The 24,933-nt window shown below is 69.8% G+C and carries 15 protein-coding genes and 1 pseudogene; 8 read left to right on the forward strand and 8 right to left on the reverse strand.

Features of this window, described 5'->3' with window-relative positions; all coding sequences use genetic code 11:
* Window positions 1-8: 8 nt before the first annotated feature.
* Window positions 9-123 (reverse strand): annotated as a pseudogene (locus OG992_RS33870) (sensor histidine kinase); the annotation flags it as partial.
* 124 nt (window positions 124-247) lie between these two features.
* Here OG992_RS33870 and OG992_RS32595 point away from each other — a divergent pair.
* The gene (locus tag OG992_RS32595) at window positions 248-1,792 is read left to right on the forward strand and encodes an NAD(P)-binding domain-containing protein (RefSeq protein WP_266305365.1); all 1,545 of its coding nucleotides are present in this window, start codon (window positions 248-250) and stop codon (window positions 1,790-1,792) included.
* Here OG992_RS32595 and OG992_RS32600 read toward each other — a convergent pair.
* The 4 genes from OG992_RS32600 to OG992_RS32615 all read right to left on the reverse strand — a co-directional run bounded on the left by OG992_RS32600 (window position 1,776) and on the right by OG992_RS32615 (window position 5,568).
* Complete coding sequence (locus OG992_RS32600; protein WP_238684297.1) at window positions 1,776-2,390, reverse strand: nitroreductase family protein; 615 nt, start codon at window positions 2,388-2,390, stop codon at window positions 1,776-1,778. The two genes, OG992_RS32595 and OG992_RS32600, sit on opposite strands and share 17 nt — an antisense overlap.
* Window positions 2,391-2,536: 146 nt before the next feature.
* On the reverse strand, window positions 2,537-3,688 hold the full coding sequence (locus OG992_RS32605; protein ID WP_266305366.1) for a glutamate--cysteine ligase: 1,152 nt from the start codon (window positions 3,686-3,688) through the stop codon (window positions 2,537-2,539).
* Between the two features lie 48 nt (window positions 3,689-3,736).
* Window positions 3,737-4,900 (reverse strand): M20/M25/M40 family metallo-hydrolase, encoded by a 1,164-nt coding sequence (locus OG992_RS32610; protein WP_266305367.1) that lies wholly within the window; start codon window positions 4,898-4,900, stop codon window positions 3,737-3,739.
* A gap of 92 nt (window positions 4,901-4,992) precedes the next feature.
* A complete protein-coding gene (locus OG992_RS32615) occupies window positions 4,993-5,568 on the reverse strand; it encodes a carboxymuconolactone decarboxylase family protein (RefSeq protein ID WP_238684397.1) in 576 nt (191 codons plus the stop codon).
* Between the two features lie 902 nt (window positions 5,569-6,470).
* On the opposite strand from OG992_RS32615, the gene OG992_RS32620 reads away from it, so the two are divergent.
* The 4 genes from OG992_RS32620 to OG992_RS32635 all read left to right on the forward strand — a co-directional run bounded on the left by OG992_RS32620 (window position 6,471) and on the right by OG992_RS32635 (window position 9,246).
* Window positions 6,471-6,827 carry a PadR family transcriptional regulator gene (locus OG992_RS32620; protein WP_238684300.1) on the forward strand — a complete coding sequence of 119 codons (357 nt, stop codon included), beginning with the start codon at window positions 6,471-6,473 and terminating at the stop codon, window positions 6,825-6,827.
* Window positions 6,824-7,780, forward strand: a complete 957-nt coding sequence (locus tag OG992_RS32625; RefSeq protein WP_266305368.1) for a hypothetical protein — start codon at window positions 6,824-6,826, stop codon at window positions 7,778-7,780. The genes OG992_RS32620 and OG992_RS32625 overlap by 4 nt, the downstream gene beginning before the upstream one ends.
* A gap of 336 nt (window positions 7,781-8,116) precedes the next feature.
* A complete protein-coding gene (locus tag OG992_RS32630; RefSeq protein ID WP_238684302.1) occupies window positions 8,117-8,602 on the forward strand; it encodes an SRPBCC family protein in 486 nt (161 codons plus the stop codon).
* Window positions 8,599-9,246: an SRPBCC family protein gene (locus tag OG992_RS32635; protein WP_266305369.1), complete on the forward strand. Its 648-nt coding sequence runs from the start codon at window positions 8,599-8,601 to the stop codon at window positions 9,244-9,246. The genes OG992_RS32630 and OG992_RS32635 overlap by 4 nt, the downstream gene beginning before the upstream one ends.
* Before the next feature lie 62 nt (window positions 9,247-9,308).
* On the opposite strand, the gene OG992_RS32640 is transcribed toward OG992_RS32635, so the two are convergent.
* Both OG992_RS32640 and OG992_RS32645 read right to left on the reverse strand, forming a co-directional pair.
* The gene (locus OG992_RS32640; protein WP_266305370.1) at window positions 9,309-12,005 is read right to left on the reverse strand and encodes an AAA family ATPase; all 2,697 of its coding nucleotides are present in this window, start codon (window positions 12,003-12,005) and stop codon (window positions 9,309-9,311) included.
* 111 nt (window positions 12,006-12,116) lie between these two features.
* The gene (locus tag OG992_RS32645) at window positions 12,117-12,584 is read right to left on the reverse strand and encodes a VOC family protein (RefSeq protein ID WP_266305371.1); all 468 of its coding nucleotides are present in this window, start codon (window positions 12,582-12,584) and stop codon (window positions 12,117-12,119) included.
* 92 nt (window positions 12,585-12,676) lie between these two features.
* Between OG992_RS32645 and OG992_RS32650 the strand changes: the two genes are divergently transcribed.
* From OG992_RS32650 to OG992_RS32660, 3 genes are all read left to right on the forward strand, one after another.
* A complete protein-coding gene (locus OG992_RS32650) occupies window positions 12,677-13,477 on the forward strand; it encodes a helix-turn-helix transcriptional regulator (protein ID WP_266305372.1) in 801 nt (266 codons plus the stop codon).
* A 231-nt stretch (window positions 13,478-13,708) separates the two neighbouring features.
* Complete coding sequence (locus tag OG992_RS32655; protein ID WP_238684307.1) at window positions 13,709-18,079, forward strand: glycoside hydrolase family 9 protein; 4,371 nt, start codon at window positions 13,709-13,711, stop codon at window positions 18,077-18,079.
* 82 nt (window positions 18,080-18,161) lie between these two features.
* The gene (locus OG992_RS32660; RefSeq protein WP_266305373.1) at window positions 18,162-20,999 is read left to right on the forward strand and encodes an AAA family ATPase; all 2,838 of its coding nucleotides are present in this window, start codon (window positions 18,162-18,164) and stop codon (window positions 20,997-20,999) included.
* 56 nt (window positions 21,000-21,055) lie between these two features.
* Here the strand turns inward: OG992_RS32660 and OG992_RS32665 are convergent, their stop codons facing one another.
* Window positions 21,056-24,547 (reverse strand): phosphatidylinositol-specific phospholipase C domain-containing protein, encoded by a 3,492-nt coding sequence (locus OG992_RS32665; RefSeq protein WP_266305374.1) that lies wholly within the window; start codon window positions 24,545-24,547, stop codon window positions 21,056-21,058.
* Between the last annotated feature and the right edge of the window lie 386 nt (window positions 24,548-24,933).

Consider the following 24,933-nt stretch of genomic DNA (forward strand, 5'->3'; position numbering starts at 1 on the left):
GTTGCGCAGGCTGCGCCGCGAAGCGCCAGGCGGACCACGAACTGGCAGCCATCGGGCGTGTTGCGCACCTCCACCCGCGCGCCATGCGCCTCCACCAGGGCCGTGAACGATGGCCACGCCGAGCGAGCAGTCCGGGGCGACGCTTCCCAAGTGAGCCGTCAACGGGTTGGAACGCCATCAAGCATTGACACGTCCCGCTATCCATTCCATGGTCGATGGACTCCTCACTGCGTCGAAGGGTCACAGGATGGTCGGCAACAAGCACAGCTACGTCATCGTCGGGGCGGGGCCCGCCGGGCTTCAACTGAGCTACTACCTCCAGCAGCACGGCGCCGATTACCTGACGCTCGAGAGTGGTGCCGAACCGGGCGGGTTCTTCCAGCGGTTCCCCCGGCATCGCCGGCTCATCTCGCTGAACAAGGTGCACACCGACAGCACCGACCCCGAGATCCGCCTGCGCTGGGACTGGAACTCCCTGCTCAACGACTCCCCGGATCTGCTGTTTCCGAACTTCAGCGAGGAGTACCTGCCCGCAGCCGACGACCTGGTGCGCTACCTCGCGGAGTTCCAGCGGGTCCACCAGCTCAACGTCCGGTACGGCACGACGGTCGAGCAGATCACGCGGACGAGCGACGGCTTCACAGTGCGCACCGGCCAGGATGAGGTCCGCGCGCGCTGCCTGGTCGTCGCGACGGGCTGGGGCCAGCCGTTCGTGCCAGCCATCAAGGGCATCGAACACGCAATCGGGTACGAGGACATGGTCGTGGACCCCACGGCGTACGAGGACCAGCGGGTTCTGATCATCGGGAAGGGCAACTCGGCCTTCGAGACCGCGTCGGCCATCCTCGGCCGGGCCTCGATGGTGCACCTCGCCAGCCGGCAACCCCTGCGGCTCGCGTGGAACACCAAACACCCCGGCGACGTCCGGGGCCAGTACGGCGCGATCCTCGACAGCTACCAGTTCAAGACACTGCACTCGGTGCTCGACTGCACGATCGACGAGATTCGGCCCGTCGACGGGCGCTTCCAGGTGTCGATCACGTACACCCACGCCGAGGGTGAGACCGCCGTGCTCGACTACCACACGGTGGTGCGGTGCACAGGCTTCCGGATGGACACCACAGTGTTCGACGAGACGTCCCGTCCCGACATGGTGCGGGACGGCCGCATGCCCGGCCTACGCCCCGACTGGCAGTCGAGCAACATCGACGACCTCTACTTCGCCGGCACGATCGCCCAGGCCCGGGACGTCAAGCACGCGTCGTCGCCGTTCATCGACGGATTCCGGTACAACCTCCGCACCCTGACACGGATCCTGCGGGAGCGGTACGACGACGTGCCGTTGTCGTACACGACGACGCCCGCGGAGGCGGCGTCGCTGGCCAAGCTGATGCTCGACCGGGTGAACTGGTCCTCGGCGCTGTGGACCCAGTTCGAATACCTCTGCGACGTCCTCGTGCGCGACGACGCCACCGGCGACTTCCACCACTACGAGGACCTGCCCGAGGACTACGCCGTGGAGCGTTTCGCGTCCGCCACGCAGTGGTACACGCTCGCGCTACGGTGGGGCCGCGACGACTACGGTGACGTCTTCGCCATCGACCGGCACCCGACCCCCGACCGGGCGCGGGAGAGCGCCTTCATCCACCCGGTGATCCGGCGGTACCGAGGAGCGGAACTGCTCGCCGAGCAGCACCTGCTGGAGGATCTCCTGGCCGAGTGGCGACGCCCGGACCGACACGTCGAGCCGTTGGTCGAGTTCCTGACCACAGACCTCACCAGCGGATCATGACCTCGTCGAGGGGCTTGCGGGTCAGGTCCGGGACGTGAGCGTCCGGCGTGGGATACCCGACCGGCATGACGACGTACGGGCGCTCCTCCGGCGGCCGCTCACACACCTCGTTGAGGAATCGCATCGGGCTGGGCGTGTGGGTCAGTGTGACCAGGCCGCAGTGGTGCAGAGCGGTGATCAGCAGACCGACGGCGATGCCCACGGATTCCTTGACGTAGTACGGCTTCGGGCTGTGTGGCCCCTGGTGTATCTCGAACACGACGATGACGGCCGGTGCGGTCTCCAGGAACGGCTTGCGCCAGTCTGTGCCGAGCCCGGCAATCGCATCCAACCACTCCGGTGAGGCGCGGCGATCGTAGAACGCACGCTCCTCGGCCTCCGCCGCCTCGCGCAACCGGCGCTTGCGGGCCGGGTCGGTCAGGACGACGAACCGCCACGGCTGGACATTGGCACCACTGGGTGCGGTCGAAGCGGCCCGGATCGCGGCCTCGATCACCCCGTCGGGGACGGGGTCGGTGGCGAACTCTCGCACGGAACGGCGCCGCGCCATCCGTTCCGCGAACGCCTCCGCCTCGCGCACCATGTCCGCCGGCCTCATACGGTCGTGCTGGATCGGAACCCTCGATTGCAGGTCTGCCTCGGTCACCTGTGGCCTCCACTGATCAGGTGTGCCGGTTGCCGTGGCAGGGCCAGCCGGCCGCGGCGTCCGGTTCCCCCAGCATTTCCGAGGCCGGCGGTCAGGTGTTACGCCTTCGTGCTGTCTTGACGAAAAGGCACGTTCGGGGCGGTCCGGTTGGCGATCTCATCGACCACGTCGGTCAGGCTGCCGCGCAGTGCCGCGGCGGCCCGCTGGCGGGTCGCTCCGTCGCCGTTCGTGGCGAGGTGTGCCAGCCAGTCCTCGACCCGCTCGCAGTCGCCCGCCTCGTGCAGCGCCGGCCGGGCGAGCTCGACCAGCCGTCCGGCGAGCGCCGCGGCGGGCAGCAGCCGGCCGGTGACGACGTCGACGCCGTGCCCGCCCATCCCGTCGCGGGCGGCGCGCCAGTACGCGAGCCGCATCAGCTCGGGGACAAGTTCCGGTCCCTCGTCGCCCCGGTCGACGGCGTCACCGGCGACGACCACCAGCGCCCGTACCAGGGCGGCCAGTGCCGCGGACTCGGCGGCGGTGACGGGCACGTCGGCCACCCGCACCTCGAGGGTCGGGTGGTTCGTCGACAGGCGGAGATCCCAGAAGATGGTGCCCCGGTCGACCAGTGCGCCCACCTCGAGCAGCATGTCCACGTGGTCGTCGTACTGCTGCGCGGACCTCAGCAACGGAGGCGCGCCGGCGACCGGCCACCGCCCCCATGTGACGCTGCGCCAACTCGCGTATCCGGTGTCGCGCTCGGACCAGTAGGGCGAGTTGGCCGTGAGGGCGAGAAACACCGGCAGGTGCTGGCGCAGGTGGTTGCCGATCAGCACGGCGCGGTCCCGGTCGGGCTCCTCCACGTGGACGTGGACGGCGCAGATCGCCAGCTCGTCGTGCAGCCCACGGAAGGTGGCGGTGCCGCGATCCTGGCGGGGCCCTTCGGTGATGGGCGGCGGCACGGCACGGCCGAGCACCGGCGAGCCGCTCGCGATCACCCGCAGACCCGCCGACAAGGCTGCGGCCTGGACGGCGGCTCGACCTTCGACGAGCTGCGCGCTCAGTGCGTCCACGCTCCGGCACGGGTCGGTACGGGTCTCGACCTGAAGCTTGGTGATCTCGCCACCCACCCGGGCGCCGAGGGCCGGACGCGCGCGGTCGACGACCGTGGCCGCCGCCGGCACGACCTCACCCCGGTCGACGTCGACGACGAGGAACTCCTCCTCGACCCCGAGCAGGGGAATGGACGATCCCGAGCGCTGTCCCGTAGTCATGCCGACGCCGACCCCTCGCTGCCGGTCGTTCGCCGGCGCTGAGCCAGCCTATGGGATCTGGTCGATGGGTTGAGGTCCGAAGCGCTCCATTATGGACAATGCGTCGACGAGTCCGGCCAAAAGCGCAGTGCGCTCCGGCATCCGGTCGACACAGACGTACTCGTCGGCGGCGTGTGCTCCGCCTCCGACCGCGCCCAGGCCGTCGAGGGTCGGCACGCCCAGCGCGGCGGTGAAGTTGCCGTCGGACGCGCCGGCAGCGTGCGCACCAACGAGGTCCGGAATGCCAAGCTGGCGGGCGGTTGACTGGGCCAGTTCCAGGAGCGGCCGCGCCAGCTCGGGCGACATCGGATAGCGGTTGATCCCGCCCTGCACGGCCAGCGTCGCCTCGGGCAGGAACGGCACCAGCCCGCGGATGGCGTGGTCCACGCGTTCGAGTTCGTCCCTGGTCCAGGCCCGGACGTCGACGGCCAGGCTGGCGCGTTCGGGCACCGTGTTCGTCGTGGTGCCCGCGGAGAGCAGGGTCGGCGTGACCGAGGTGCCACCGCTGTCCGCCGCGCCGAGCGCACCCAGCGTGAGGACCTGGTGGGCGACCTCGACCGTGGCGTTGACCCCGCGTCGTGGTTCGACGCCTGCGTGGGCGGCGCGACCCCGGACAGTGAGGCGGTACACCGAGCCGCCCTTCCTGGCCACCTTCACGTGCCCGTCCGGAGTGGCCGCCTCGCAGACGAGAACCGCACCCGAGCGCCGTGCCTCACGCTCGATCAGTGGCCGTGACGTGACGGACCCGGACTCCTCGTCGCAGGTGAGCAGCACGCCGACCGTCGAGGTGTCCGCGACCAGGCGCAGTGCCGTGAACATCTGCACGATGCCGCCCTTCATGTCGCACACGCCGGGCCCGGTCGCGACGTCGTTGCGGACGGTGAAGGGCCGGGACCGGATCGTGCCAACCGGGAAGACCGTGTCGAAGTGGCCGAGGAGCAGCACCCGCTGGCTGGCGGCCGGCCACAGCAGGTGCGGCAGGCCGTCGATCACGACCCGCCGGGCGGGCCGGCCGAGAGCTTCCTCACCCCATCGGGTGAGCAGGTCGGCACAGGACTCGAGATGGGGCAGCGAGCCCGGTGCCGACTCGGACGCGACGAGCGTGCCCAGCCGGTCGACCATGTCTGCTTTGAGCTGCGTCGCGGCGTCGAGCAGACGGCGTGGATGGTCCATCGATCCCCTCCAACCTCACGGGTGACGGGCCTGGCCAGGCGTGTCCGTCGACCATCGCAGGGGGGTCGGGGTGTGGTCACCCTTGTTTGTGCTCAGGCAGCCGGTTCACCTGCCGACTGCGGGATGGCCGATCCGTAGCCGAACTCGACGATGCGACGTGTGGACTCGGCGTAGGCGTCCTGCCCCTCGGGCGCGAAGGTGCCGAGCCCGTCGACGTATCGGTTGAACATGCAGAACGCGGCGGCGATCAGGACGGTGTCGTGGATCTCCAGGTCGCTGGCGCCCTCCGCGCGGGCGGTGGCGACCAGCTCCGTGGTGACGTGGCGGCCGCTGATCTGTACCGCGCCGGCGATGCGCAGCAGCGCCCGCAGTTTGGCCGAGATCGGGGCGCTGTCGAGGTCGGCGCGCACCTGGTCGACGAGCGTCATGCCCTCATCGAGCTGTGCCGCGGCGAACGCCGAGTGCGACGCGCAGCAGAAGGTGCACTCGTTGCGCCCGGAGACGTACGCCGCGATCAGCTCGCGCTCGCCGGCCGGGAGCGAGTGAGGGGCACGTAGCAGCACCTCGGCCAGCTCGTTGAGCGGCTTCGCTGTCTCCGGGCGGTACCGCATCGGACCGGATATGCCGGGAAACTGCTTCTCGTCGATCCCCAGATCAATGTGCGCCATGGTCGTCATGCCTCTCAGCCGTGAGTCGTGGAGCGGTCGGGCAGCGCTCGTGCCGAAGACGACTGCCGGCACCTCGGATGGCGCCGCCGCCGCGTCGCGCCGCCACGATCTCATTCCGTCCGCCGGGCGTGCTTCTTCAATCGTGCTCTGTTCCAATGACGATCGCGCGATCCCCTACCCTCCACTGTCGACACTGGCAGTGGCGCGGTGCGGGGACACCCCCACGCCCGTCGGATGTCCGCCAGGAGCAGACGTATCGGGCCGATTACGGCAGCAACGAGCCGTGCGTACACCGCGGCGGTCAAGGCGTGAGCCGACGTGGCTTCGCAATTCGTTGGGCCGAGTGGACGCGTCGGTAGCAACAAACCGTCTACCGGTCACGTTCGTCTCCGGATCTGCCGCCGAGCAAGCGCGCGAGCAGCGTCACCGGAGTCACCCTCCGTAGCGAAGCCTTCGAGGTTGCCTGGCCTCGATACGGCACGATGGCGGTCGTGGCTCGGCGGTTGAGCCGAAGACCTGCCACGGCCAATCCGGAGGAGGCACGGTGACTCAACGCTCGGGGCCACAGCGAGGCCAATGCCCCGTCTGTAAACGTCTCGTGGCCCTCACCACCGACGGGAAGGTCCCGCGGCACAACGGCACCATCCGTGCCTACGCTCCGCCTGAGGACTGCCCAGGCGGGGGACAGCGAGCGGAAGCCACAGGCCGTGCGTGACAGCGAGGCCGTGCCGGCTGCGCCAGCGTGGGCAGCCGCAAAGAGAGCGACAGCCCGGACGCCTCGACCGAAGCCTGGCCAGGCCACGGTCGCAGGTCAATGAGACAAGTAGCCCGCTGGTCGGGCGCCCGCGAAGCGGAAGCCTCAAGCTTGACGGATAGGTCGACCATCTGCTTATGTTGATGACGTGACTAAACCCCCCGCGCCGATGCGCGAACCCACGTATTTCATCCTCGCCGCGTTGCAGGACGAGCCGTTGCACGGCTACGCCATCGTCAAGCGCGCGCAGGAGTTGTCCGACGGGCGAGTGCGGTTGACGACCGGCACGCTGTACGCCGCGCTGGACCGGCTCAACGCTGAGGAGATAGTGCGGGTGGCCGAGGAGACGGTGGTCAACGGTCGCGCCCGTCGCACGTACGAGCTGACCGAGCGTGGGTTGTCCGCACTGCACGAGGAGGCGGCGCGGCTGATCGCTGCGGCCCGGGTCGTTCGAGACCGCTCCGTACGGTCGACGGCCGCGACGGTTCGGACGGCGCCGGCATGACCGGCCTGGAGCGCCGCTACCGGTGGCTGCTGCGCGCGTACCCTCGGGCCTACCGGCAGTACCGCGCCGACGAGATGCTGGAAACGCTGCTGGTCGCGGGCGAGACGGACCGAAGGCACCCGAGGCTTCGGGAGTCCCTCGCACTCCTGGTGGGAGGTCTGCGGGTCCGCACCGGTGTAGACCAGCTCCGCTCCCGGGACACCTTGCGATACTCCGCCCTGCGATCGACCGCACTGTCCCTGCTCGTGTGCGGCGTTGCCCTGACGGCCCTGCCGCTCACGTGGCGCTTATGGCTGCTGTTGCCGGGTAATTCTGCCAGCTTTCTCTATGAGCGAAGCTCGGTCACGCCCGCATTGCTGCTTCTCGCGCTGGTCGCCGCGGTGTGGGCTCGCTACCGCCTCGCACTCCCCATAACCGTTGTCGCCTTCGGCTGGGAGATCTGGCATTCCGCGGCGAATGACCTGAGGTACGCGGTGGAGCCATTGGCAAGGTTCGACACTGCTTTGGGGCTCCGGACAGGCCTCTACCTGATCATGCAAGTTTCTACGTGGCTATGCTTGTTAGTCGTGGTAACAATGGCGCCACTGCTTCGAGCGCGCCCACCACGGGCCACGCGACCATGGGCCTGGCTTCTTGCCGCCACGATGACAATAGCGTTCGTAACGCCCAATCCGCTCAATGGCTGGGCAGACGGTTTGACCCTACCGGTCATCATGGCCGCCGGGCTGGTGGCGGCCCTCGTGGGTGCGGCGCTTGATGTGCGGGTATCGATAGCGGCCAGCGTGGTCCTTCTGGCGCTGATGCTGCCTATGCTGGCCTATCAGCCGACAAATTGGACGCTCTACGGTTGGGACTGGAACCCGCGAAATTTGCTCCTCGAAGCCGTGGTCGGAATTTTCGCAATCAACGTCACGGTCAGCAGAATGGCCGCCCGCCGGCAAGTCACCCTATGACGGTGTGGTCGCGCGATCAGTACGAGGCGTTCCCAGTCACGACTATGCCGCCGCCGGCCTACGTGCTGTGCCGCGGGTGCGGCGCGGCGCGCTGGGACCGGACGGCAACCGGTGACCCGCACCGGCCCGGACCGGCCCTGCTCCCGGGCTGAGGCCGGTAGCAGGCACGGAGGTAAGGATCTTCACCGTGGCCGGCACACGTACCGCGAACTAGGTAGTTCTTGCCGATGTGCAGCAGTTTGCGTCTTGGCACGATCGCTTCTGCCGGGTGTGGATCTAGCGGCTCGCTCTCATGCCCGGCGATCCGATGGTCAGTGACCGCAGAGAGGCTTCACGATGGAGAACACTACTGACACCGACGAGGCCGGCATTGACGTGTCGGCACCGGTGGTCAGCCGCCACAGCGTCACGGTGACCGCGTCGGCGGACGCCGTGTGGCGGATCCTCACCGACATCGACGCATGGAGGACCTGGCTGCCAGAGATCCCGTACGCACGCGTGGAAACACCCGGTCCGCTCGCCCCGGGCTCCGTGTTCCGCTGGTCGGCCGCCGGCATGGAGATTGAGTCGACGATCGTTCAGGTACGGCCGCAGGAACGCCTCGTGTGGCGGGGATACGGTGACGGACCGGACGGCGTCCTCGGCGTCCACGTCTGGGCTCTCACTCCGGCCGGCGACGGTGTGGAGGTGTCGACCGAGGAGTCCTTCGCCGGCCCGCCTGTCGATGCCGACCCCGCGCCGTTCCAGGAGGGCCTCGACACCACCCTCGCCAGGTGGCTGGAACGACTCAAGGCCACCGCCGAGGCGGTGACCCCCTCGTGAAGAATCGAGCATTTGCCGTCGCGACGGCAGTGGTCGTGGCCGGCCTCGTGGGCACCGCAGGTGCGCCGGCTCGGGCGGAGGTCAGGCGCGATGTCGGTGCCGACCACGCGACGGTGCGATGCGCGGGACGGACTGTCGACACCACGGCGAAGATTCGCTATCGGACGGAGACGACGATCGACGCTCCGCTACGGACCGTCTGGAAGTTGCAGACCGACGTGGAACGCTGGCCGTCGTGGCAGAAGCCCGTTTTGTCCAGCAAGCGGCTCGATCATGGCCCACTGCGTCCGGGTTCGTCATTCCGATGGACGACACCGGTCATCGAGACCGCGCTGAATCCCGCCACGACCCTCGTCGTCACCTCCACCGTCCGGCAGCTACAGCACCAGAGGTGCCTTCGGTGGGACGGCCCGGCGGTCGGTGCAGGGCTGCGCATCGACGAGGGGGTTCACGTCTGGACGTTCACCGAGGTTGACGGCCGGGTTCTCGTGCGTACCGAGGAGACGTGGCGCGGTGACCAGGTCGAGCAGGACGTCGATTTCTCCACCATGGCTCTCGGGGCGGGCCTGGAAACATGGCTGACGGAGCTGAAGACGCGTGCCGAACGGGAGTGTGACCGGGCCCAGCGCCCAGCGCTGACGTGACCCAGCGGCCCCGTCGGTCTCGTACCGGCGGGGCCCCTTCATCGTTCGGTCGGCCCGGCCCGTCAGCGAAGGAGTTCTCGTAGCTGCCGGCGTGAGGTGATGCCCAGCTTGCGGTAGAGGTTGCGCAGATGGGCGTCGATCGTTCGCGGGCTGACGAACAGCAACGCGGCGACCTCCTTGGTGCCTGCGCCGGAGGCGACCTTGCGGGCGACGAGTAGTTCCCGTGCGGTCAGCCCCGCGAGCGGATCGACGTCGTCGGCCAGGGTCGGCTCGCCGATGGCATCCAGTTCGCGGGCGGCGCGGCCGGCGAACCCGCGCGCGCCGATGGTGGAGAGCAGTTCGTGCGCGGCGCGCAGCTCCACCCGCGCCTCGGCGCGACGGCCGACCCGTCGCAGCCACTGCCCGTAGAGCAATCGGGCACGCGCGTAGTGGACTCGCATCCTGCTCCCGGCGAACCGGCTGATGGCGGCACGGTAGTGGTCCTGCGCGCCGAGCCCCGGGTCGAGCAGCGCACTCGCCAGCAGATGCGCACCGGTCGTCCACGCGTTCGGGTTGACCCGTGCGACATCCCCGATCCATTTAGCCGATTCCTTGGCTTCTTCGGGACGTCCGACGTACGCGGCGGCTTCGACCATCTCGTGGTGGAAGACGGAGGCGGCGTACGCGCCGCGCCGGTGCTGGTCCCGCACGAGCAGCAACGCGTCGAGCGCGGCCCCATGGTCGCCGCTGCCGTTGCACAGCACGCCTTCGGCGTAGTGCAGCGCGGTGAAATTCACCCCCACCCAGCCGCGCAGCTTCTCCCGGATCTCGCGGAACCGGTCGACGTTCCCGCTCCAGGCGGCAAGCATCAGGTCGGACCCGACGAGGTTGGACGTCCCGGCGGCCTCGTCGACCGCACGCGCCTCGATGATGCAGACCTGCGCGTCGGCGAAGCGGCCCACGATCGTCCGGGCTGTCGCCTGGAAGCGCAACGCATGGGGAAGGATCGCGTAGGCGCCCTGTGCCCGGGCGAGTTCCACCTGACGGTCGGCGATCTCCTCCATGGCGTCGCTGTCACCGAGGTCGACGCTCAGCACGCAGGCGCGTTCCATCCACCACGGATCCGCGTCGGACGTGCGGGCGTGGTCCCGGAAGGCGTCGACCGTGCGGCGCATCAGGGGCATCGCCTCGTCCACCGGGCGGAGGTTCTGCTCGACCAACGCCTGCAGCAGCAGGTCGACCGGGCGTGGCGGCTGACGCTGGGGCACCCGTTCCCCGATGTGCAGGGCGAGCCGCCGCAACCTCCCCGGCTCGTCGACGCTGAACATGAGCGATGCGAACGCCTCCAGGTAGGTCTCGCGGACCTCGTCGGGCCCCACGCCGTCGGCCGCCTCGATGAGCGCGATCGTCGCCGGGATGGTGCGTGCCACGTGATAGTCGATCGTCGCGCGTAGCAGTCGTGCGGCGCGGCGGTCGACGGGGTCCGGCTGGAGACGCTCGGCCTCGTCCACCAACTCCCGGGCGGCAGAAGGTGCGCCCGAACCCAACCGCGCCCGGGCCGCGGCCAACAACCGGCGGGCCTGCCGCGACCGGTCGGGTGTCAGTCGGGCCGCGCGCTCGAGGAACGCGGCCACTGCCGCGAACCCGCCGCGGCGTTGTGCCCGCCCGGCCGAACGCTCCAGCTCGGCCGCGGTCTCCTCATCCGGTCCGGTGATCGCGTTCGCCTGGTGCCAGGCGCGACGGTCGGGATCGACGTCGACGTCGGTACCGGCGGCGAGCGCCGCGTGTGCCTGCCGTCGCGCCCCGACGCCGGTCGACAGGTACACCGCGGAACGCGCCAACGGATGCCGGAAGTGCACCCGGGCCCCGGTCACCAACAGGCCGCTGTCCTCGGCCGCGGTCAGGTCCACGGCGTCCAGCCCTTGGATCGCCATCGCACGCCGCAGCAGAACGAGGTCACCCGTCGGCTCCGCCGCGGCGAGCGCCAGAACCGAGCGCGTGGGTGCCGGCAGCCGCAGGAACCGACTCACGAACCGGTGCTCCACGGCGCGGTGCCCGGCGTCCCCGGGTAGCCCGAACGGTCCGGCGTCGCGGGCGAACTCCACCAGGGCGAGAGGGTTGCCGGCCGCTTCGGCGAGGATCCGTTGCACGATCGGTGCCTCGTGGCCGAAGGGTGCCCGATACCGCAGCAGGGTGAGGGCCTCCGAATCGGAGAGCCCGGTGAGTGTGAGGGCGGGTAGGCGACCGAGCTCCGACACCGAGGCGGCGTCGCGGGCAGCGAACACCATGGCGACCCGCTCCACCGCCACGCGTGCCGCGACGAAGGCCAGTACCTGCCGCGAGCCGGCGTCGATCCACTGCACGTCGTCGACCGCGCAGAACACCGGCCTGCGCCGACCTGCGGCACTCAGCAGGCCCAGGAGGGCCAGCCCGACGAGCATGGGGGTCGGCGTGACCCCGGCCTGCAGCCCGAACACCGCGTCGAGCGCGCTCCGCTGCGGTACGGGGAGCCCAGCGCGATGGTCGAGCACGGGCGCGCACAACTGGTGCAGGGCCGAGTAGGGCAGCTCGCTCTCGAACTCGACACCACCGGCCCGCAGCACCTGCCATCCGTCGAGCCGCGAAGCGGCCGCATTGATGAGCGTCGACTTACCGATCCCCGCGTCACCGAGGACGAGCATCGCCCCGCCACGGCCCCGCGCCGCGGCTGCCGTCACCGAGGCAAACTCGCCCAACTCCGTCTCGCGAGCGACGAACAATCCCGACCTGGTATCTGTCATCAGCTTCTGCGTGTCGCCGGACGAATGGTGCCCTCCGGTTGATCGGCCCCACCGATGGTAACCACAGCAGCGCACCGACCGGGACGGCCGCCGGGTCCGGAGTCGACGCCCCTACGAGGGCAACTCGAACAGTTCCAGCTGAATGCCGTCGGGGTCACGCAGGTAGAGGATCTTCGTCCCGGCCAGCGCCCCCGCTTCGACGCCATCGCCGTCCTGGAGCACGACCGGATCGGCGTTGACGTGCACGCCCCGCCGCACTAGGTCGCGGTGCGCCGAGTCGAGATCGTCGACCTCAAAACACAGGTGCATCACCCCAACGTCAGAGTTGCGCCCGGTGAAGGGCCTCGGCTGCGGGCTGTCGTACTGGATGAGTTCCAGAAGGACGTTGTCGCCGGCCAGCGCGAACGATGCCCGCATCGACGCGTTCTCCACCTCGACAACCGCACCGATCGCCGGGTTCGTCGCCGAGATCGTCACGCCGGTCGGCGCGATGCCGAGGACGTCCTCGTACCACCGTACCGACCGCGCCAGATCGCTGACCGGCACTCCGATGTGGTGCATCCTGGTCACTTTGCTCATGATCCCCATCCTGAGGGGCGACCCACCACTGTGGAAGACACAGATCTTCCGCGTACCGCTGGTACTACCCAGCGATGGCGGATCATGGGTTCATGAATGACCTCGGCGCCGCGCTGCGGGCCTGGCGGGATCGCATGGATCCGGCCGCGGCCGGTTTAACGGACGCATCACCTCGCCGCGTCGCCGGGCTACGGCGCGGCGAGCTGGCAGCACTGGCCGGCATCTCCCCCGAATACGTGGCACGCCTCGAACAGGGCCGGGCGGCCACACCGTCGGCGCAGGTGTGCAGCTCCCTGGCCCGCGCGTTACGACTGTCCGACGACGAGGAGGCGCACCTGATGCGCCTCGCCGGCTTCGCCGCGGCCCCGGACCGGATACCTCACCTGATCCCCGGCAGCCTGCACCGCGTCATCGACCACCTCGGCGACACCCCGGCGGCCGTCTACGACGCCGTCTGGCGGCTGCTGCACTGGAACCGGCTGTTCGCGGCAGTCTTCGGCGACCCCGCCGGCGCCGCCGCCGACGATCGCAACGCCTTGATCGTCCAGTTCGAGTCCCGAAACCCCCGAGTCCGCCAGACCGACGCCGAGCGCGCCTACTTCGAGCAGTCGTTGGTGGCCGACCTGCGCGCGACCAGCGCCCGCTATCCGAACGACCCCGACGTGGCGGCCCTGATCTCGCGCATGGCCGGGAACGACAGGTTCTGCCGCCTCTGGGCCCTCCGTGCGGTGGCCCATCACGAGAGCGCGCACAAGACCGCCGTACATCCGGACGTGGGCGCCATCCCGCTGGACGCCAACGTCCTGACCACCCAGAACACCGACCTGCGCCTCGTGGTCCTCACGCCTCGGCCCGACACTGCCGCTCGCGAAAAGCTGGATCGACTGGGTTGACGACGCCGGACCCGGTCTGGGCCAGGGGACGTCGAGGCCGCCCAGGCAACAGGCGGCGTCCGAACTCGTCCGTCACCGCAGGTGAATCCCGATAGGTAACGGCGGATCGGACGCCGGCCAGCCCACCCCGGCCCGAATAGGCAATTTCCACCGATGCGGTGCGGGGCTCCGCTGCCGCATCGTCTCCGTGATCCCGGTGGCGGGCGACGAGGTCGGTCTGGAGGATCTGACGTGGGCGTGGTGCGCAGGCGGCTGGCCGCGATCATCGCATTGACGACGGTGTCGACGTTTCTGTACGCCCTGGAACCCCCGACACCGGCGGTAGCGGTGCCGCAGGACCGGGTCACCGCGTCCTGGAACCTGCAGGGCCAGCACCAGGGGGGCGAAGAGCCTCCGGAGTCGCGGTGGGTGGCCGCTGTGCAGCAGATGTTCCACCAGGAAGGGGTGCAGGTCGCCGCGCTCCAGGAGGCGGGCAGCCAACCTCCCCCCCGGGCGGTGTGGACCGATCGTCAGTTCACCGAGGCCGGCGTCACCGAGCATCTGTACAACATCGGCACGGGCGACCGCCCGGACCTGTTGCAGATCTACTGGGCCGACACCGGTCAGCAACGCAACGGCCTGGCCATCGTCACCCGGGAGACGGTGACCGACGCCGTGATCCTGCCGGTGGGCGGGCGGTTCAACTCGCGGCCGATGATGGGCGTCCAGATCGGCTCTGACTGGTACTTCACCGCCCACGCGCTGTCCAACGGTCGGAACAGTGCCAACGACGCCCCCGACATCATCGAGACGGCTCGGCAGTTCATGGCCGGTCGCCCCACTGGCGAATGGATGGTGCTGGCCGACTTCAACCAGGATCCCGCACGGATGCCGGCCGCGTTGCAGAGCCGCATCGTCGCGGCGGGCCAGCCCACCCACGAGGGCGGCGAGGAGCTGGACTTCGCCTACGCCAGCATCGGAAACAACAACACCATCAACGCTGAGGTGCGCGGCGGGAACTCCGACCACAGGTATGTCCGTTACGTCGTGAACGCCGGCTGTGGTTCCGGCGGTGGTCTCGCGCCCCGGACGACCGCCGAGCGGGACTGCTACGCCCCGGTCCCCGGCGACACGTACCGCTTCTTCGCCCGCCACCTGGAGCACGCGGTGATCGCGTTGAAGACGAACGACGGCGATGACATCGGACCACACGTCAGGACGCCGCGTGGCAGCCTCGACGAGGCCCTCCAGGTGCGCTTCAGCACGGCGGGAGGCCAGTACCAGCTCGCCTGGCCGCAGGCCGACCCGGCGACCGAGCGGTGCCTGTCCTGGGACGCGAACTCCCGGAGCACCGGCAGTACCCTCTGCTCGGAGCAGGCCGAGGTGTCCCGGTGGCAGTTCAAGGACGGGCAGATCTTCACGCCCGGGCTCGGCGGCTCCCTGCAACCCTCCGCCAACGCTCTCGGGGCGCGGCTGGTGGTCGGGCAGGACTTCTACCAGTGGCGGCCGGAGCCCCGCAACGGTATCGGCCCGCGCTGGGACCCGATCGGTGAGTTCCGGGACGCCACCCCGGCCGGCTCGGAGACCCACTTCCCCGACCTCGACGGCGACGGCGACGCCGATCACGTCATCGTCCAGCCCGACGGTCGGCTACCGGCGTGGCGCAACGACGGCGTCCGATCCACCTGGACCGCCCTCGGTGACATCAGCCCGCCGGACCGGGGTCTGCCCGGGACGGTGCACTTCGGCGACCTCGACGGCGACGACCGGGACGACTACCTCCGGTTGCTGACCGCTGACGAGTCGCCCACCGGGACCCGGGTCATCTGGATGTCCCGCAACGAGTCCGACGGCGCGCAGAAACGATGGGGATCACCCACCACCGTGGCCAACAACCTGCTCTACGAGAACCCGCGCTTCGTCGACATCGACGGCGACGGAGACGACGACCTGATCAACTCGGATCGGCTGAGCCACGCCAGCCTCTGGGAGAACCGGTCCCCGGGCCGGATGCCGGTGCCGGGCGACTGGCACTCGGTCAGCGGCTTCGCGACCCCCGCCGACGGCTATTACCAGACGTCGTTCTCGGATGTCACAGGTGACCGTCGGGCCGACGTGCTGCGCGTCGACTACCCCAGCGGCAAAGTGCTGGCCTGGGAGAACACCGGGGCTCCGTGGAGCGCGACGACCGGCTGGCGGTCACTGGGCCCGATCCGTGACGATGGCCCGTTCGCCGGCACCACCGGCCTGTTCGCCGACCTCGACGCCGACCTGATCGGCGACTTCGTCCTGGTCAGCGCCGTCTCGGGTGGTCTCGACGGTTGGCTGCTGCCCCGGTACGGCAGCGCGGATCCCGGCCCGGGACAGCCCGGCCAGGGCGGCGGGCAGGACCTGCCGGCGGGAACACTGCCGGCGTACGGGGGTGGGCCACCCCGGCCGCAGCTCGACGGCCGGCTGTTGCAGAACAGCACGTTCACCGGCACGGACAAACCGTGGTGGGTGAACGCCGGAATGACGCCGAAACTGGACGGCGGGACCTTCTGCGTGACCGCGCCCGCGTCCACCAACCCGTGGGACGTCCTGGTCGGGCACAACAGCATCTACCTGCCCGGCGGCGCCACGTACACGCTGCGGTTCCGCGCCCGGACGAACACGGCGGCGAACCCGCTGGTCTACCTCGCGCCCTTCGACAACCCCACCAATGTCACGTACCTGAACAAGGGCTTCACCACCGGCACCGCCTGGAAGGAGTACGAGTACAGCATCACCACGACCTACCCGGAGCCGTACCGGTTGGCCCAGCTCCAGTTCCGGCTCGGTAAGTCCACGGCGCCGTACGAGTTCTGCATGGACGACGTGACGCTCACCGGCGCCGAGTACGCGTACCGGGCCGACGCCGGGCCGGACCTCAAGGTGAACCAGCACGGCTACCTGCCCAACGGGCCCAAACGGGCGACGTTGCTGTACGGCGCGTCCCACGCGGTGCCGTGGACGCTGCGCCGGGCCGGCGGCGGCGCGACGGTGGCGACGGGTCGGACCACCCCGACCGGCTTCGACGCGTCGGCAAGCGCCAACACCCATGTGATCGACTTCAGCCACGTCACGACCACCGGCCGGTTCGAGTTGGTGTACGACGGCTGGGTCGACCGCCCCAGCCACCCGTTCGACGTCCGCGCGGACCTGTACGACCGGCTGCGCGCCGACGTGACCCGCTTCTTCTACACCAACCGCAGTGGCATCGCGATCGACGGGGGCATCGCCGGGGCGGCGTACGCCCGCCCGGCCGGGCACGTCGCGGAGTCACCGAACGGTGGCGACACCCAGGTGCCCTGCCAGCGGCCGAAGTCGTTCCTGAACAACTGGACCTGCTCCTACCGACTGGACGTCACCGGCGGCTGGTACGACGCCGGCGACCACGGCAAGTACGTCGTCAACGGCGGCATCGCCACGTACCAGCTCCTGTCGACGTGGGAACGCAACCGGCCGGCGGCGCTCGGCGACGGCACCCTGGCCGTGCCGGAACGCGGCAACGGCGTTCCGGACATCCTCGACGAGGCCCGCTGGAACCTCGACTTCATGCTGAAGATGCAGGTGCCCGACGGTCTGCCGCTGGCCGGCATGGTCCACCACAAGGTGCACGACGAGACCTGGACCGGGCCGCCGATGCTCCCGCACCAGGACAAGAAACCCCGGGAACTGCACAGGCCGTCGACCGCGGCCACCCTGAACCTGGCCGCCGTCGCGGCCCAGGCGGCAAGGATCTACCAGGCGCACGACGCCGGCTTCGCCGCCCGGCTGCGCGCGGCGGCCGAACGCGCGTACGCCGCGGCCCGGGCCAACCCGGCGCTCTTCGCACCGTACGAGGACCGCAGCGGTGGGGGCCCCTACAACGACGGGGACGTCTCCGACGAGTTCTACTGGGCCGCGGCCGAGCTGTACCTGACCACCAAGGACGCCACCTACCTCACCGCCGTCCGGGTCAGCCGGTTCCACACCGCCGGTGCGGCCTTCAGCCAGAACGGTTTCTACTGGGGTTCGGTGGCCGCGCTGGCCCAACTCGATCTGGCGCGGCTCGGCACCGAGCTGAGCGACCGTGAACAGATCGAGGGATGGGTGGTCGCCGCCGCGGACCGGCTGATCTCGTTCCAGAAGGCCGAGCGCTTCGGGCAGACGTACTCCCCCACCACGGGACGCTACGACTGGGGCTCGAACGCGTCGATGCTGAACAACCAGGTCGTCCTGGCCACCGCCTACGACCTCACCGGCAACGACAGGTACGCCGACGCCGTCTTCGAGGGGCTCGACTACCTGTTGGGCCGAAACGCCCTCGGGCAGTCCTACATCACCGGCTACGGCAGCAACGACGCGAAGAACCAGCACAGCCGGTGGTACGCGAAATCGTTCGACGCCCGGTTGCCGAACCCGCCGGTGGGATCGGTCGCCGGTGGGCCCAACTCCAGCCTCCAGGACCCGCTCTCGGCGAGTTGGTTACATGGGTGCGCCCCACAGCTCTGCTACGTCGACAATCTCGAAGCCTGGTCGGTCAACGAGATCACCATCAACTGGAACTCCGCACTGACCTGGGTTGCCGCGTTCGCCGCCGACGTCGCTGGCCGTCGATGACCGGGCTGACGGCGCGGGGCAGCCGATGGATCTGAGGCACGATGCTGACCTCCGTCAATCTCCAGGATTTCTGATCGGGCGTGTGGCCGAACTCGCGGAGCTGTGGGACGCCGTGCAACGGCTGCGTCTCGGCGCCGGCGGCGTGGTCTGGATCGAGGGCGAGCCGGGGATCGGCAAGTCGTCCCTCGTGGCGGCCGCTGCGCAGGTTGGCAGAGAGCTGGGCTGCCAGGTGTCAGAGGGTGTCGCCGACCAACTGGCTCATCCGCCACTCCTGGGCGTTCTACTCGACTGCCTGGAGATCAGGCCGCGCTCGACGGATCCCCACCGGGCGCGGATCGCGGCGTTCCTGAGCGACAGGCGATCCGTCCTCGATCTGGCCGACGCCGGTCACGCCGCGGCGGCCGTGGAGATGGTCGTCGCTCTGGTCGACGAACTGTGCACCGCCGGCCCGATGATGCTCCTCGTCGACGACGTGCAGTGGGCTGATGACGCGTCCATCGATGTGTGCCGCCGGCTGGCCTCGGTCGCCGCGTACCTGCCGTTGCTGCTGGTCCTCTCCTACCGTCCCGGCGTTCACCGGTCGACCGTGCGGCGGTTGCGCGACGTCGCTGTCCGGCGGGACGTGGTCCGCGTCCCGCTCGGCCCCCTCGCCCCGGAGTCGGTCCGCGATCTGCTCACCACACTCGTGGGCGTGCCACCGGGGGGCGGACTCGCCCGGCTCGCCGCTCAGGCGGTCGGCAATCCACTCTTCCTGCGGGAACTGGTCGAGTCACTGGTTCGCGAAGACCTGCTGGACATCGGCGCGCAGGCCGAGGTGCGTGACTCAGCTGTCGGCGTGGTCCCGAGGTCGCTGGCCGCGGCCCTCGAAGGCAGGCTGAGTGCCGTCCCGGCCGGCACCGTCGAGCTGATGCGGACGGCCGCGCTGCTCGGCGGCGAATTCGCGGTCACCGAACTCGCCGCGCTGCTCGGCCGTCCGGCGATCGACTTCTCCGCCGACCTCCAGGAGGCGGTGACGGCAGGCATCCTGGTCGAGGCCGGCCCTCGGATGCGGTTCCGGCATCCGTTGCTCCGGCAGGCCCTGTACGACGGGGTGCCGGCCGCGTTGCGCGCCGCACTGCACCTGGAGGTGGCACGGGCCTTGGAGTCCACCAGCGTCGAACCGCAGCGTGTGGCTCAGCATCTCCTCGCCTCCGGCGTTGTCGGGGACCGCTGGGTGCGGCGGTGGCTGGCCGAGGCCGGACCGGTGCTGGCCGGATGGGCGCCGCACCTCGCGGCCGAGCTGCTCCGTCGCGAAGTGGACCACGACCCGGGTGACGAGGACGTACGGGTAGGGCTCTGCATGAACCTCGCGCGGGTCCTCATCGCTGGCGGCGAGCACGAGGAAGCCGCCCATCGGGTGCGGCAGACCCTGGGGTTGGTCGTCGACCCGGACGACCGTGGGCAGCTCCACTGGATGCTCGCCCGCGCGCTGTTCAGTGGCGGGCACAACACCGCGGCGGTGGCCCACCTGCACCGGGGCCTCGCCCGAGCTGACCTACCTGACGCCTGGCGGGCCCGGCTGCTCGCCTCGCTGGCGATGTTCCAGCGGGCGGGCTCCGGGGACCTGGCGGCGGCGGATGCCACCGCTCGGGACGCGCTGCGCATGGCAGCCGTGGCCGGAGACGCTTTCGCGACGGCGTACGCGCTGACGGGTCTCTGGGCCAGCCACTCCGTGCGCCGGCAGCACCGGCTCGCCCTGCACAGCGCGGAGGGGGCGATCGAGGCGCTGGGCTTCGTCGCCGACCACGTCGACCTGAGGGCGTTCGCCCTGCACGGACGGATCTTCTCGCTCCAGAACCTGAGCCGGTGGACGGACGCGGAGGCGGCGCTGCGTGAAGCCCGGGACTTTCTGCGCGCGGCCAACCGCATGGACGACACGACCGCCGGGGTGACCGCCGCCGTGTTGCTGTTCTGGCTGGGGCGGTGGGACGACGCCCTGGCCGAACTCGACGCGGTCGCGCAGGACACCTCGGCGTCGACATACCGTGGGCTGCGCGAAGGCGGCCCGGGGCGGCTCTGGCACGGTGTGTCAGCGCTCATCGCCGGCCATCGGGGCGAGCGGGTCAGGGCCGCCGCCCATCTTCGCGCGGGATTCGACCGCCCGGTCGTGACCGTCGCCGATCGGGAAAACCTCGACTTCCTGCTCGTGGCGCGGTCCCTCGCCGCCGAGCAGGACGGCGATCTGCGGATGGCGTTGGATCATTTGGGCGCTCTTCTCGACCGGCGGCCAGGGGAGATGACCCTGACCCACCAGTGGCTGCCCCGGTTCGTCCGACTCGCTCTGGCGGTCGACGACCGGTCGGCGGCGGAGGCGGGGGTACGCGCCTGCCTGGCGGAGGCGGCGGCAGAGCAGGTGCCGGCCCGAGCTGCCGCGTCCGCCGACAGGTGTCGCGGCCTGCACGGCGGCGACCCTGGGGCGCTTCGTTCGGCCGTGGCTCACTACCGGGCCAGCGGGGTGCCGGTGGAACTCGCCGGGACGCTGGAGGATCTCGCCGTCGTCCTGGCCGAGCGGGGCGACACTGCGCAGGCGCGGACCGCCCTGAACGAGGCGGTCGACCTGTACGGCGGGTTCGGCGCGACCTGGGACATCCGTCGGGCCGAGGCCAGGCTGCGCAGTCGTGGGGTTCGGCGTGGGGTGCGCGGTGCCCGGAGCAGACGGGCCGGACACGGCTGGGACGCGCTGACCCCCACCGAGCGCAGGGTCGCCATGCTTGTCGCGGCGGGTCGGTCGACGCCGGACATCGCGCAGAGCCTGTTCCTCACCCGCCGGACGGCCCAGACGCACATCTCGCGGATCCTGGCGAAACTCGGCATGCGCAGCCGGGTGGAGATCGCGGGCGCGGTGCTGCGTCGCTCTCCGGAGGACGTCGTCGAGCGGTGACCGGCGCTGCCCGGGCGGTGGCATCCGGGTCGGACCCGGATGCCACCGTCCTCGCGTCAGCTGGCCGGGCCGATGAGCCGCCAGGGTTCCAGGTCCGAGTTGGCCCCGGTGCCGGGCACGTTGCCCTGGGTCCACCACTTGGCCTGCCAGACCTTGCCGGCGTACTTCACGGTGATGCTCTCCACCGACTGGGTCGCCGGGTTGTAGACCTTGCTGGCGTCCCAGGCCGGCGCCGAGCATCCGCCGGTCGCCGGGATGACCTTCGCGGCACCCCGGTTCTGCTCCGGCACCGAGGCGAACGTGGTGCCGCCCAGCTTGACTGTGGTGTTCACCGGCCCGGTCGCCGGGATGTAGTAGATGATCGGCACGTCCAGGCTCTGCCCGGCCGGGATGATCTGGCAGTAGTCCAGGGTGAGGCTGACCCGGTGGAAGGCGCCGGAGAGCCCGGTGCCGACATTCGGGCCGGTGTGCCCGGCCTGCACCTTCCACCGGCCGCCCTGGGAGCCGGTCTGCCAGTTGCCGTCCTTGATCAGCGGGGGCGTCGAGGTCGGCAGGTCGAAGGAGATGACGTTGTCCCTGCCGCCACCGATGGTCACCCCGGTGTTGTTGCTGATCCGGACGGTCGGGGTCAGCGGCCACAGACTCGCCGTGTCGGTCGGGTAGCGGATCAGGTCGACTGTCACGTCGACGGCCAGTGCCGGACGCTGCACCGAACTGCCGGCGCCGCGGCTGTCGCCGTACGCGGCGGCGCCCTGGAGCCGCTCGTGCAGCCGGTTGGTGAGGGTGTAGCCCATCACGCAGGGGTTGTCCGGGGCCGCCTCGGCCGGGCACTCGTAGTCACCGGAGAGTTCCCACATCATCACGCCACCCGCGCCCTTGCGGTTGACGTAGTCCACGACGTGGTCGAGGCCCTCGGTGTCCTGGATGGAGAGGTAGGTCTTCTTATCCGGGTTCCACAACCAGGCGGTGCGGGTGGTCGCGTCCCAGTGCCGGTCGTACGTGCCGGTGCGCCGGTCGTTCGGGTCGCTGTCCGGGGTGAGGCCGACCGCGTTGGCGTAGCGGGGGGTGAGGTCGCGTTCCAGGTTCTTGGCGTGCCACATCGGGTTGACCCCCGCACCGACCTCTCGACCGTTCGCGTCGCGGTCGTGCCAGATGTTGTCGATGCCGACCGCGCCGTCGCCGCAGGGGCGGACCAGGCCGGTGCCCGGCTGGCAGGTGCTGCCCACGGCTCTGCCCCACATGCCGTTGCTGCCGCCGGTGACGTTGCGCCAACCCCGGGTGTAGTACGGGATGCCGATGTTGATCCGCCCGGCCTGCATCGCGCCGCGCAGGTGGTGGAAGGCCCAGTCGGTGTTGAAGTAGCCGATCTTCTGGTACTCCGGCGTGGAGTAGAGGTCGCTCAGCTCCGGGTCCTTGCCGTCGTCGTGCAGGGCGGCATTCGGACCGACCACCTCGTTCCAGGAGCCGTGGTAGTCGTACGCCATCAGGTTCGTGTAGTCCTGGTAGCGCAGCGCCTTCTGGTTCTCCATGCCCCGCACGAGATAGCCGGAGGCCGACGTGGCGGAGGTGAGCAGGTAGTAGCGACCGTTGGTGGCGGACGTCCGGTCCAGCTTCTCCCGCAGCGTCTTCATCAGGGCCGTGTACGAGGTCGGCAGTCCCTTGCGGCGCGACCGCGCATCGCCCCAGTCGTTCGGGTTGCCCGTGTCGTCCAGCACCGTCGGGTACTCGAAGTCGATGTCGACGCCGTCGAAGCCGTACCGGCCGAGGAAGTCGACGACCGAGTCGGAGAAGGTGTTGATCCCGGCCTGGTTGGTCGTACCGTCGGCGTTGGTGGTCATGCCGTAGAAGCCGCGGCTCTCCGCCCAGCCGCCCACCGAGATCAGCGTCTTCACCCGGGGGTGCAGACGCTTGTAGGTGGTCAACAGGTTGAAGTGCCCCCGGTACGGCAGGCTCTGGTCCATCTCGGTGCCGGGAACGTTCCAGGTCATTCCGGTTGCCGGGTTGTTCGGGCCATCCGCGCCGACCGAGATCCGGTTGTTCTCGACTCGGGCGAAGGCGTAGTTGATGTGGGTCAGCTTTGACCACGGCATGTTCTTGACCAGGTAGAAGGGCTTGCCGTCGGCCCCGGTGCGGCTGCCGTTGAAGTAGCCGATCACCCGACGGCTCCGGCCCTGGCCGAGCCACTCCCGGCCGTCGCCCTGGTAGACCCGGCAGTAGGGGGTGCTGGTGCCGGCGGTCGGGATCATGCCGTCCGGGCGGCACTGCGCGTGGTCGGTCGGCACCACCGGTCGGGTGCCTCCGTTGTCACCGCCGGCATGCTGCTCCATCGGGTCGCCGGCCCCGCCGTTGCGACTGCCGCCGGCCCGACCGGCGGGATTGCGGGCGACGATCTCGTCGATCAGCTTTCCGCCCGGGAAGTCCATCATCACGATGCCGAGCCGGTCCATGGTCTGGCGTCCACCGAAGTTGCCCGCCCGGTTCGGGTAGAACTCCGGGCACCTGTCGTTGCTGGCCCGCAGGCACTGGATGAGGAACTCGTTGACTCCGGTCGCCGTCGGGGTGCCACCGGCGACCGTGTACGGATGGGCCAGGCCGCCCGTGCCGCTGGTGAAGTTCATGTAGAGCGAGCCCGGCTCGTGGTCGTGTCGGGTCTGCTCGCCACGGTTGGCGTCCCACACCCCGTTGGTCTTGCGTAGGTGCGTCCGAACACTCTCCCACTTGTCGTCGATGTCGCTGACCTGGGTGACGGTGAAGTTGTCCTGCACATAGCCCTCGTAGGAGCCGCCGGCGGGGTAGAGCTGCCCGATGCCGTAGCCGCCGTAGATGCCGCCGGCCGGTCCGCGGAACCCGAGCAGGACGATCTTCCCGCGTACGGCGCCGAGGGTCGGTGTGGTCGTCTGCTCGACACCGTTGACGGAGTTGCCCCAGAACAGGCTTCCCCAGGCTCTGCCCTGCCTCGTCTCGTCACCGTTGCCGGTGTGGTAGCGGCCGGTGAGGTACGAGTCGAAGACCTTCCGGCGCCACTCGGTGCTGTCGTAGCCCTCCGCGTCGACGCAACTTCCATCGCTGCCCAGGCACTCGGCCTTGAGGTTCAGCAGCACCGTCTCGGTCGGGTTCGCCCGCAGGAACGTCTCGATCTTCGTGAGCACGTCGGTGAAGTTGGCCCACTGGTAGTAGACACCGTGGTGGACGGTGAACGTCAGTCCGGCGTCGCCTCTGTCCACCCGGACCCTGATGTCGATCGACCGGATGCCGGCGTCCAGTTGGGTGGCCAGGGTCTCGGCGCTGTACCCGTGGCGTTCCTGCGTCTGGGTGAGGCTCGTCGAGATGAATTCGCAGTCGCCGTTGCCCGCCGACTGGCCGCAGAGCGCGAGGGTGTCGTGGGTGCCGGGAATGGACAGGTCGGCCAGGCTGGCGTCGTCCGACACCCGTGCCATCCAGTCCCGGTTGGCCTCGGCGGCGGATTCGATGGTGCTGTAGTGGTCGTTGGCGAAGGCCGGCGTGGCCGGACCGGCGACAGCTGTCGCGGTCGTCGCAACCAGGGTCATGACGAGCAGGGCGATCGCTGGCCTCGGCTGTTGGGAGCGCCGTGGCCACCGGAGAATCGGCTTCTTCGCCGGACCCGGTGGGGCGGATGCTGAGTGTGTCGTCGGCATGGCAGACCTCCGGCAGGCGTGATCGCGCGTGCGAGCACGCATCGATGGAACTACCTGCAGTCTTGGTGCCGCGCCGCGTCGAGACATCTGTCAGATGACGACGTTGTTGACTGGTGCGATGTTGCCGTTTTGGCGGACGAAGCCCGGCAGGCCTCCGGCCTGGAGCAGCGTCCCCCATGCCACCGATCAACATCAACGTCCGTCACAGGCAGGCCGACGACCACGAGCTGGGCTCGATTCGCCCACTGCCGTTGCAGCATTAATCCTGCCCTCAGGTT

Source organism: Micromonospora sp. NBC_00362, assembly GCF_026342155.1.
In the GTDB taxonomy this organism is placed as follows: Bacteria; Actinomycetota; Actinomycetes; order Mycobacteriales; family Micromonosporaceae; genus Micromonospora; species Micromonospora hortensis.